Origin of the sequence: Pseudonocardia hierapolitana, from assembly GCF_007994075.1 — a bacterium.
GTDB lineage: Bacteria > Actinomycetota > Actinomycetes > Mycobacteriales > Pseudonocardiaceae > Pseudonocardia > Pseudonocardia hierapolitana.
Genome location: NZ_VIWU01000001.1, coordinates 2,068,331 through 2,077,208 on the forward strand (window position 1 = coordinate 2,068,331; position 8,878 = coordinate 2,077,208).

The window sequence follows — 8,878 nt, forward strand, 5'->3', positions numbered from 1 at the left end:
CTATGACCCGGGGGATGAACCGGACACGGCGGTTGAACGTTGAGCAGGACATGTGGGTCATCGACGGCATCCCGCTGCACCCTCTCGTCGTGCACGCGGTCGTCGTGCTGCTGCCGCTCGCCGCGCTGGGTTCCGTTGTGATCGCGGTGCGGCGCTCGTGGCGGCGCTCGCTCGGCATCCCGGTCCTGCTGCTGGCGCTGGTCGGCGTCGGCGCGGTCCCGGTGGCCACCACCACCGGCACGGAGCTGTGGACGGCCCTGCGCGTGCAGAACCCGCTGATCGACGTCCACGCCGAGCGGGCCTCGTGGCTGCTGCCGGTCGCCCTCGCGTTCCTCGTGCTGCTGGCCGCCGCCGTGCTCACGGAGCTGGCCGCCGTGCGGGCAGAGGTCGGGGCGCACGCCGCGCCCGCCGCAGGCCCCTCGCGCTACCGCGTCGCCGCCGGGCTCTCCGCGCTGGCGGCGCTCGCCGGCCTCGCCGTCACCGCCATCGTCGTGTGGATCGGGCACGCCGGGTCCATGGCCGTCTGGCAGGGGATCGGCCAGTAGCCCGCGTCCCGCTAGATCTCGTACGCCCCCTCGGGGATCACCAGCTCAACGGGCCCGCCGAACGCGGCCTTGGCCTCGGCCAGCAGCTCCTCCCCGTCGAACCAGGCGGGCACGTGGGTGATGAGCAGCCGCCCGACCCCGGCCGCCGCGGCGTGCTCGCCTGCCTGCCGTCCCGACAGGTGCACCCCGGTGGGCGGCTCGTCCCCCCACTGCGGCATGACGTGCGGCCAGGTGGCCTCGCACAGCAGCACGTCCGCGTCGCGGGCGAGTTCCACGAGCGCGGTGCACGGGCCGGTGTCACCGCTGTAGACGAGGCTCCGCCCACCCGCCTCCACGCGCAGCCCGTAGGCCTCGCAGAGGTGGTCGACGCGCCGAGCCGTGAGCGTGGCGGCCCCGACGTCGGACGTGCCGCCGTCGGAGAGCGCGTGGAAGGTGAACACGTCGGTGAGGTCGGTCTCGGCCCGCTCGGCGGCGGAGGGCGCGTACGCGGCGGCGAACCGGTCGGGCGCCTCGGCCGGGGCGTGCACCGGCAGCGGGCGCGCGGCGGGGTCGTACGGCGGGCGCGGGTGGTAGCGGCGGTGCACCACGAGCGAGGTGAAGTCGGCGCAGTGGTCCGGGTGCAGGTGGGAGAAGGCGACGGCGTCGAGCTCCCACGGGTCGAGGTGGCGCTGCAGGGCGCCGAACGTGCCGTTGCCCAGGTCGAGCACGAGCCGTGCGTCCCCCGTGTCGACGAGGTAGCCGGAGGCCGGTGCGTCCGGCCCCGGCCCGCTGCCCGAACACCCGAGCACGATCAGCCGCATGCTTGAGAAGCTAACGCGCGCGTGTGTGCCGCAGCCACCACAGGCCGATGAGCGGGAGCACGAGCGGCACGAAGCCGTAGCCGCGCCCGTACACCGACCAGACCGTGTCATCGGGGAAGTCGCCGTTGTCGAACACCGTCAGCGTGCCGACGGCGAGCACGCCGACGAGCTCGAACACCACGGCTCCCCAGGCGAGCCGCCGAGCGGCGGGCCCGTGACCGGCGAGCCCGATCGTCGCGAGGATGTAGACGACACCGGCGAGCGCCGACAGCAGGTACGGCACGGGCGCCTCGCCGAACCGGGTGGCGATCTGCACGCCTGCGCGCGCCGTGGCCGAGAGCGCGAACACCCCGTAGACGGCGATCAGCACCCGCCCCGGCCCGGACGACGTGGCGCGGGCGGGCTCAGGCAACGGGCACCCACAGTCCCTGCAACCGCCAGACCGCGACGGCCGTGGCGATCGCCCCCACGGCCACGACGGCCCCGCCCCATCGCGTCGGCTCGGCGGTGGCGAACTGCGTGGCGATCGGGAGCACGCACACGGACACGACGAGGTAGATGAGGAACGTGGTGGTCTCGGGCAGCGCGGTACCGGAGAAGACCTGCACCGCGCCGATCGCGGCCTGCAGCACGAGCAGCGCGACCACGGCGCCCGCCGCGCGCTTGGTCCACACGTCCGGAGGCCGGTTCAGCACGGTGAGGACAACGCCGTAGACCGCGAGCGCCAGGAGCGCGACCTGAACCACGACGACGAGAGCGCCGATCACGCCGCGACGCTACCCGAGCCGAGTAATCCGACGAGCGGCGCGTTCGTCGCCTAGGTTCCGACGAACGCGCCGCTCGTCGGAAGGGTGCGGAGGCCTGCGACCGCGCCGATCTCCGGGCCGAGGAAGCGGCGGCCCAGGCGGCGGAACGGCTCCGGGTCGCCCGTGGCGAGGAAGCGGTGTGCAGCGGGCGGCGGGCCGGCGGGGTCGCGGGCGAGGTCGTGCTCCATGAGCACGCGCACGACGTCCTTGGCCGTCTCGTCCGCGCTGGAGACGAGCGTGACGTCCGGCCCGGCGACGATCTGGAGCACGCCTGCGAGCAGCGGGTAGTGCGTGCAGCCGAGCACCAGCGTGTCGATCCGCGCCCGCTGCAGCGGCTCCAGGTAGCTCTGCACGAGCCCGAGCACCTGGCGGCCGCTCGTCATGCCGCGCTCGACGAAGTCGACGAAACGCGGGCAGGCGACGGCCGTGACCTCCGCGCCGGGTGCGGCGGCGAAGGCGTCCTGGTAGGCGCCCGATGCGATCGTCGCGCTGGTGCCGATCACCCCGATCCGCCCGCTCCGGGTGGTGGCGACGGCCCGGCGCACCGCGGGCCGCAACACCTCCACGACCGGCACCGGGTAGCGCTCGCGGATGTCGGGCAGGCAGGCGGCGGTGGCGGTGTTGCAGGCGACGACCAGCGCCTTGACCCCCCGCTCCATCAGCGCGTCGCCGACGGCGAGGGCGTGGCGGCGCACGTCGGCGATGCGCAGCGGCCCGTACGGCCCGTGGGCGGTGTCGCCGACGTACACGACCTGCTCGGCGGGCAGCTGGTCGATCAGCGACCTCGCCACGGTGAGGCCACCGACGCCGGAGTCGAAGATGCCGATCGGGGCGTCGGGACCGGGGGGCACGCGGGAAGTCTAGGCGCGGCGGTCGGCGCGGGCGGCGAGCCGGGCCGCCAGCAGCCCGGCGAGCGCCCCGAACAGGTGGGCCTGCCACGAGATGCCCGGCTGCCCCGGCAGCACGCCGAACAGGATGCCGCCCCAGACGAGGAACAGCCCCACCGCGAGGAGGATCTGGAGGCCGCTGCGGGCGAAGAAACCCCGGGTGAGCAGGAAGACCAGCCAGCCGAAGATCAACCCGGATGCCCCGATGTGGTAGCCGGAGCCGTAGCCGCCGGTGAGCCACACCCCGAGCCCGCCCAGGATCCAGATCGTGGCCGTCACCACCACGAACTGGCGGACGCCGCCGGCCATGGCCAGGAACCCGAGCACGAGGAACGGCACCGTGTTGGCGACCAGGTGGCCCCAGTCGGCGTGCAGCAGGGGGGCGAACAGCACTCCGTCGAGCCCGTCGGCCTCGAGCGGCTCGATGCCGTAGTTCCGATCGAGCATGTGGCCGCTGACGACGTCGAACGCCTCGACGACGTACAGCCCGGCCGTGAACAGCAGCATGAACAGTGCCGAGGTGACCGGGGTGCGCGGCAGCACGCGGGCGGTCCGGCGAGGGGCGGGCGCAGGGGCGGCCATGCCATCGAGGTTACGCAGGTGGAGTCCGGACGCGACCGATGTGGGCCACGTCACTTCGAGCGGCGCACCGTGGCGGCTCTACGAGGGCGGCGGGGTGTCCGCCATCGGTGAGTACGGGTGCGTGCCCGGCACGCCCAGCCGTCAGCTCCGCGACGTGCAAGCCAGGCTCGACGAGGCCGCGTCCACGGGCGGCACGCCCCACTACGACGGCACGGCGGGGCCCTGCACCATCGCCGACGGGGTGGCACACCCGGCGGTGACCGAGCCCCTGCAGGACGTCACGCGCGACGACCCCCGGTGCAGGTCGACCCTTCGACCTGCGCGGCCGTGGGCTGATACGGGCAGCTCACGCCCAGAGGTGGCCCTCGATGCCCTCGGCCGCGTCGTCCAGCTCGCCCGCGTAGGCGCCGGTGGACAGGTACTTCCACCCCGCGTCCGCGATGATGATCACGATGTCGGCGGTCTCGCCCGCTCCGGCCGCCTTCTCCGCCACGGCGAGCGCGGCGTGCAGGATGCCGCCGCTGGAGATGCCGGCGAAGATGCCCTCCTGCTCCACGAGCTGGCGGGTGCGGCGCAGGGCGTCGCGGCTGCCGACGGAGTAGCGGGCGGTGAGCACCTCGGGGTCGTACAACTCGGGGACGAAGCCCTCGTCGAGGTTGCGCAGGCCGTAGACCAGCTCGCCGTAGCGCGGCTCGGCGGCCACGATCTGGATGTCGGGCTTGTGCTCGCGCAGGTAGCGGCCGGTGCCGACGAGCGTGCCGGTGGTGCCGAGCCCTGCGACGAAGTGGGTGACGGTCGGCAGGTCGCGCAGGATCTCCGGACCGGTGGTGCGGTAGTGCGCGTCGGCGTTGGCCGGGTTGCCGTACTGGTAGAGCATGACCCAGTCCGGGTGCTCCGCGGCCAGCTCCTTCGCCATGGCGACGGCCTGGTTGGAGCCACCTGCCGCGGGCGAGGAGATGATCTGCGCGCCGTACATCTCCAGGAGCTGGCGGCGCTCGAGGGACGTGTTCTCCGGCATCACGCAGACCAGCTGGTAGCCCTTGAGCTTGCAGGCCATCGCGAGCGAGATGCCCGTGTTTCCGGACGTCGGCTCCAGCACCGTGCAGCCGGGCGTCAGCAACCCGTCCGCCTCGGCCTTCTCGATCATCGCGAGGGCCGGGCGGTCCTTGATGGATCCGGTGGGGTTGCGGTCCTCCAGCTTGGCCCACAGCCGCACGTGCGGAGCGGGCGAGAGCGACGGCAGGCCTACCAGCGGGGTGTCGCCAACCGCCTGCAGCAGGGAGTCGTACCGGGCCATGACGCCTCCTGGGGTAGCGCTCGGGTCAGCGCATGCCACCTGCGACGGCGGGCAGGATCGTCACGGTGGAGTTCTCGCCCACCGGCGCCTCGAGGCCGCCGGCGAAGCGCACGTCCTCGTCGTCGACGTAGATGTTGACGAAGCGGTGCAGCTTGCCGTCCTTGACCAACCGCCCCGCGATCCCGCTGTGGCGGGACTCGAGGTCGTCGATCACCTCGGCGACGGTGCTCCCCTTCGCCTCGACGGCCTTCTCGCCGCCGGTGTGGGTGCGCAGGATGGTCGGGACGGACACGGTGACGGCCATGCGGATGCTCCAAGGTGGTTCGGTCGTGGGTCGGGACGCGGACGGACGTCAGGCGTGGTCCGGGACGTCGTCAGCACCCGTGTGCGAGAACATGTAACTCTCCACGACCTCGACGTCTTCCTCGGTGACCACGCCGTCCACGATCCGGAACGACCGGAACTCATGGCCCGTCCTGTTCGTCGCAGCGGGCTCGCGCGTCGAGACGAGCACGTAGTGCGCGTAGGGCTCTGAGGCGTAGGAGATGTCGGTGCGCGACGGGTAGGCCTCCGTGGACGTGTGCGAGTGGTAGATCACCACGGGCACCTCGCCACGGGAGTCCATGTCGCGGTAGAGCCGCAGCAGGTCGCCCGAGTCGAACTCGTAGAACGTGGGCGAGCGGGCGGCGTTGAGCATCGGGATGAACCGCTCGGGGCGGTCGGATCCCTCTGGGCCGGCGATGACGCCACACGCCTCGTCGGGGTGGTCCCGGCGGGCGTGGGAGACGATCTCGTCCACGAGATCGCGTCGGATCACCAGCACCCGTCCAGCCTACGTTCCGGATACGGGCGAACGCACTTCCCCGGGCGCGGCTCACATCTCTGCCAGACTCGCCTGCGTGCCCGCCCCCCGCCTCGAGATCACCTACTGCACGCAGTGCCGCTGGCTGCTGCGCGCCGGATGGACGGCGCAGGAGCTGCTCACGACGTTCCCCGGCGACCTCGGCGAGGTCGCGCTGGTGCCCGGCACCGGCGGGGTCTTCCAGGTGCGGCTCGACGACGACATGCTCTGGGACCGCGCCACCGAGGGCGGATTCCCCGAGCTGTCGCGGCTCAAGCAGCTCGTGCGCGACCGCGTGGCTCCCGACCGCAGCCTCGGCCACTCGGACCGCCGTTAGCCGCGCACCTGCATCCGTGCCTGCACCAGCGAGTCCTGCACGTACGTGAGCCAGTGGTAGACGCCGAGGTGCGCGGCCCGCGGGTCGTCGATCGGGAGGTCCTCCGGCATGTCCTCGCTGACGTCGAGCGCGGTGCCCAGCGCGAGCCGCACGTCGTTGAGGGCGGTGAGCCAGCTGTCGGCCTGATCCGGGGTGAGCTCGACGCGCCCCCCGGCCTCGGGGAGGGTGTCGAGCATCAGCACTGCCGCGGCGTCCTTGGCCTCGATCAGCTCGGGCTCGTGCAGGGAGCGCATGCCCGCCGAGAGGTCGGCGTCGTCGGTGGAGAAGTCCGGGAGCAGCCGGGCGAGCACCCGGTCGTCGGGCCGGGTGGACGGGCCGGTGCGCATCCCGGTGAGGACGGCCAGCTCGTCGGCGGGGTTGTCGGCGGAGCGCCCGGCGAGCATCTGCCGGATCTCGGCCACGAGGCCGCGCAGGACCGCGGCCTCCTGGGGATCGAACGTGCCGGCGAGCCGCGCCTTGGCGCCGCGGCCCGCCTTCTTCCAGCCGTTCACTGCCGCTCGCCGTTCATGCCTTCTGCATCGTGGCCCAGAGACCGGCGGCGTGCAGCTTCGCGACGTCCGTCTCGATCTTGTCCTTGTCCCCGGACGACACCGCCGCCTTGCCCTTGTGGTGCACGTCGAGCATCAGGGCGGTGGCCTTCGGCTCCGGGTAGCCGAACAGCTTCTGCAACACGTATGTGACGTAGGACATCAGGTTCACGGGATCGTTCCAGACGATCGCCTGCCAGGGGACGTCGGCCGTCGTGTCCTCGGCGAGGTCCGGCTCCACCTGGCGAGTGGGTGCGGGTAGCGGGGCGGCCATGGTCTCCATGGTGACACCTCCCCCATTCGGCTCGCACGGCACATAGGCTCTCGATCCATGACTGGCAGTCCGTCGTCGGCCGGTGTGTCCACCGCCCTGTTCACCGACCGGTACGAGCTGACCATGGCGGCCGCCTCGCTCGCCGACGGCACCGCGCAGCGGCACTGCGTGTTCGAGGTCTTCGCGCGCCGGCTGCCGGAGGGACGCCGCTACGGGGTGGTGGCGGGCACCGGTCGCCTGCTCGAGTCGATCGAGCGGTTCCGGTTCGGCGAACAGGAGCTCGCGATGCTCGAGGGCGTCGTCGACGACGCCACGCTCTCGTGGCTGGCCGAGTACCGCTTCTCCGGCGACATCGACGGTTACCCCGAGGGCGAGCTGTACTTCCCCGGATCGCCGATCCTCACCGTCACGGGCACGTTCGTCGACGCCGTGCTGCTCGAGACGCTCGTGCTCTCGATCCTCAACCACGACAGCGCCGTAGCCTCGGCCGCGGCGCGCATGGTCACCGCCGCCGCGGGGCGGCCCATCATCGAGATGGGGTCGCGCCGCACCCACGAGGCCGCGGCGGTGGCGTCCGCGCGGGCCACCTACCTCGCCGGGTTCACCACCACCTCCAACTTGGAGGCCCAGCGCAGGCACGGCATCCCCACCGCCGGAACGGCCGCGCACGCCTGGGTGCTGCTGCACGACGACGAGCTGTCGGCGTTCACCAGCCAGGTGAAGTCGTTGGGCCCGGACACCACCCTGCTCGTGGACACCTACGACATCCGCCGCGGCGTGGAGCTCGCGGTCGAGGCCGCCGGCACCGGCCTCGGCGCCATCCGGATCGACTCGGGCGACCTCGGCGAGCTCGCCCGCCAGGCCCGCGACCAGCTCGACGCGCTCGGCGCCACCGAGACGAAGATCGTGCTCTCCGGCGACCTCGACGAGTACGCGATCGCCTCGCTGCGGGCCGAGCCCGTCGACTCCTACGGGGTCGGCACCTCGGTCGTCACCGGCTCGGGCGCGCCCACCGCCGGGATGGTCTACAAGCTGGTCGAGGTCGACGGCAGGCCGGTCGCCAAGCGCAGCGAGTCGAAGGAGTCGCACGGCGGGCGCAAGTCGGCCGTTCGCCGGTACAAGCCGACGGGAACCGCGATCGAGGAGGTCGTGCACCTGGCCTCGACGCCACCGGGGATCGGGCCGCACGACCGCGTCGTGCCGATCCCGCTGGTCCGGGATGGCGAGCAGGTGGCAGGGCTGCCCACCCTCGAGGAGTCCCGCGAGCACCTGCGCGCCGCGCTCGTGTCCGTGCCGTGGGAGGGCCTCAAGCTCTCCCGCGGCGAGCCCGCCCTTCCCACCGTGTTCGAGGGGGTCTGACGATGCGTGCCCTTGTCGTCGTCGACGTGCAGAACGACTTCTGCGAAGGCGGTTCGCTGGCCGTCGACGGGGGTGCTGCGGTCGCAGCCGCGATCTCCGGCCACATGCGCACCGCCTCCTACGACCACGTCGTCGCCACCCGCGACCACCACGTCGACCCCGGCGCCCACTTCTCGGCCACCCCCGACTTCGTCGCCAGCTGGCCTCCGCACTGCCGCGCAGGCACGCCGGGGGCGTCGTTCCACCCCGGACTGGACGTGGCCCCGATCGAGGCCGTGTTCAGCAAGGGTGAGCACGCCGCCGCCTACTCCGGGTTCGAGGGCGCCGAGCCGGGCGGCAGCGGCCTGACCGACTGGCTGCGCGCCCGCGGCGTGGACAGCGTGGACGTGGTCGGGATCGCCACGGACCACTGCGTCCGCGCCACCGCCCTGGACGCCGCGAAGGCGGGCTTCACGACGACGGTGCTGCTCGACCTGTGCGCAGGCGTGTCCCCGGCGACGACGGAGCGCGCGCTGAAGGAGATGCAGGCGGCAGGCGTCCAGCTGACCTGAGGGACTTCACAC

The 8,878-nt window shown here is 72.7% G+C and carries 14 protein-coding genes; 4 read left to right on the plus strand and 10 right to left on the minus strand.

Annotation, left to right across the window (positions count from 1 at the left end; all coding sequences use genetic code 11):
* Window positions 1–14: 14 nt before the first annotated feature.
* Complete coding sequence (locus tag FHX44_RS09730; RefSeq protein ID WP_170308855.1) at window positions 15–545, plus strand: DUF2231 domain-containing protein; 531 nt, start codon at window positions 15–17, stop codon at window positions 543–545.
* Between the two features lie 11 nt (window positions 546–556).
* Here the strand turns inward: FHX44_RS09730 and FHX44_RS09735 are convergent, their stop codons facing one another.
* The 8 genes from FHX44_RS09735 to FHX44_RS09770 all read right to left on the minus strand — a co-directional run bounded on the left by FHX44_RS09735 (window position 557) and on the right by FHX44_RS09770 (window position 5,740).
* Entirely contained in the window at window positions 557–1,345 is a 789-nt protein-coding gene (locus tag FHX44_RS09735) for an MBL fold metallo-hydrolase (RefSeq protein WP_147255183.1), read from the minus strand.
* Between the two features lie 10 nt (window positions 1,346–1,355).
* A complete protein-coding gene (locus FHX44_RS09740) occupies window positions 1,356–1,757 on the minus strand; it encodes a hypothetical protein (RefSeq protein WP_170308856.1) in 402 nt (133 codons plus the stop codon).
* On the minus strand, window positions 1,750–2,112 hold the full coding sequence (locus tag FHX44_RS09745) for a hypothetical protein (RefSeq protein ID WP_147255184.1): 363 nt from the start codon (window positions 2,110–2,112) through the stop codon (window positions 1,750–1,752). The genes FHX44_RS09740 and FHX44_RS09745 overlap by 8 nt, the downstream gene beginning before the upstream one ends.
* Window positions 2,113–2,162: 50 nt before the next feature.
* The gene (gene murI / locus FHX44_RS09750) at window positions 2,163–3,002 is read right to left on the minus strand and encodes a glutamate racemase (RefSeq protein ID WP_147255185.1); all 840 of its coding nucleotides are present in this window, start codon (window positions 3,000–3,002) and stop codon (window positions 2,163–2,165) included.
* Window positions 3,003–3,011: 9 nt separating this feature from the next.
* The gene (locus tag FHX44_RS09755; protein ID WP_170308857.1) at window positions 3,012–3,620 is read right to left on the minus strand and encodes a rhomboid family intramembrane serine protease; all 609 of its coding nucleotides are present in this window, start codon (window positions 3,618–3,620) and stop codon (window positions 3,012–3,014) included.
* Window positions 3,621–3,966: 346 nt separating this feature from the next.
* Window positions 3,967–4,917: a PLP-dependent cysteine synthase family protein gene (locus FHX44_RS09760; RefSeq protein WP_147255186.1), complete on the minus strand. Its 951-nt coding sequence runs from the start codon at window positions 4,915–4,917 to the stop codon at window positions 3,967–3,969.
* Window positions 4,918–4,942: 25 nt separating this feature from the next.
* Window positions 4,943–5,221, minus strand: coding sequence for a MoaD/ThiS family protein (locus tag FHX44_RS09765; RefSeq protein WP_147255187.1), 279 nt, complete (start codon window positions 5,219–5,221; stop codon window positions 4,943–4,945).
* A 48-nt stretch (window positions 5,222–5,269) separates the two neighbouring features.
* Entirely contained in the window at window positions 5,270–5,740 is a 471-nt protein-coding gene (locus FHX44_RS09770) for a M67 family metallopeptidase (RefSeq protein ID WP_147255188.1), read from the minus strand.
* A 76-nt stretch (window positions 5,741–5,816) separates the two neighbouring features.
* On the opposite strand from FHX44_RS09770, the gene FHX44_RS43165 reads away from it, so the two are divergent.
* Window positions 5,817–6,095 carry an Rdx family protein gene (locus FHX44_RS43165; RefSeq protein WP_246170289.1) on the plus strand — a complete coding sequence of 93 codons (279 nt, stop codon included), beginning with the start codon at window positions 5,817–5,819 and terminating at the stop codon, window positions 6,093–6,095.
* Here FHX44_RS43165 and FHX44_RS09780 read toward each other — a convergent pair.
* Both FHX44_RS09780 and clpS read right to left on the minus strand, forming a co-directional pair.
* Window positions 6,092–6,646, minus strand: a complete 555-nt coding sequence (locus FHX44_RS09780; protein ID WP_147255190.1) for a DUF2017 domain-containing protein — start codon at window positions 6,644–6,646, stop codon at window positions 6,092–6,094. The two genes, FHX44_RS43165 and FHX44_RS09780, sit on opposite strands and share 4 nt — an antisense overlap.
* A 13-nt stretch (window positions 6,647–6,659) precedes the next feature.
* Entirely contained in the window at window positions 6,660–6,956 is a 297-nt protein-coding gene (gene clpS / locus FHX44_RS09785; RefSeq protein WP_147261045.1) for an ATP-dependent Clp protease adapter ClpS, read from the minus strand.
* A gap of 57 nt (window positions 6,957–7,013) precedes the next feature.
* On the opposite strand from clpS, the gene FHX44_RS09790 reads away from it, so the two are divergent.
* Both FHX44_RS09790 and FHX44_RS09795 read left to right on the plus strand, forming a co-directional pair.
* Window positions 7,014–8,315, plus strand: coding sequence for a nicotinate phosphoribosyltransferase (locus FHX44_RS09790; RefSeq protein ID WP_147255191.1), 1,302 nt, complete (start codon window positions 7,014–7,016; stop codon window positions 8,313–8,315).
* Window positions 8,316–8,317: 2 nt separating this feature from the next.
* Window positions 8,318–8,866 (plus strand): nicotinamidase, encoded by a 549-nt coding sequence (locus tag FHX44_RS09795; protein ID WP_147255192.1) that lies wholly within the window; start codon window positions 8,318–8,320, stop codon window positions 8,864–8,866.
* Window positions 8,867–8,878 lie beyond the last annotated feature (12 nt).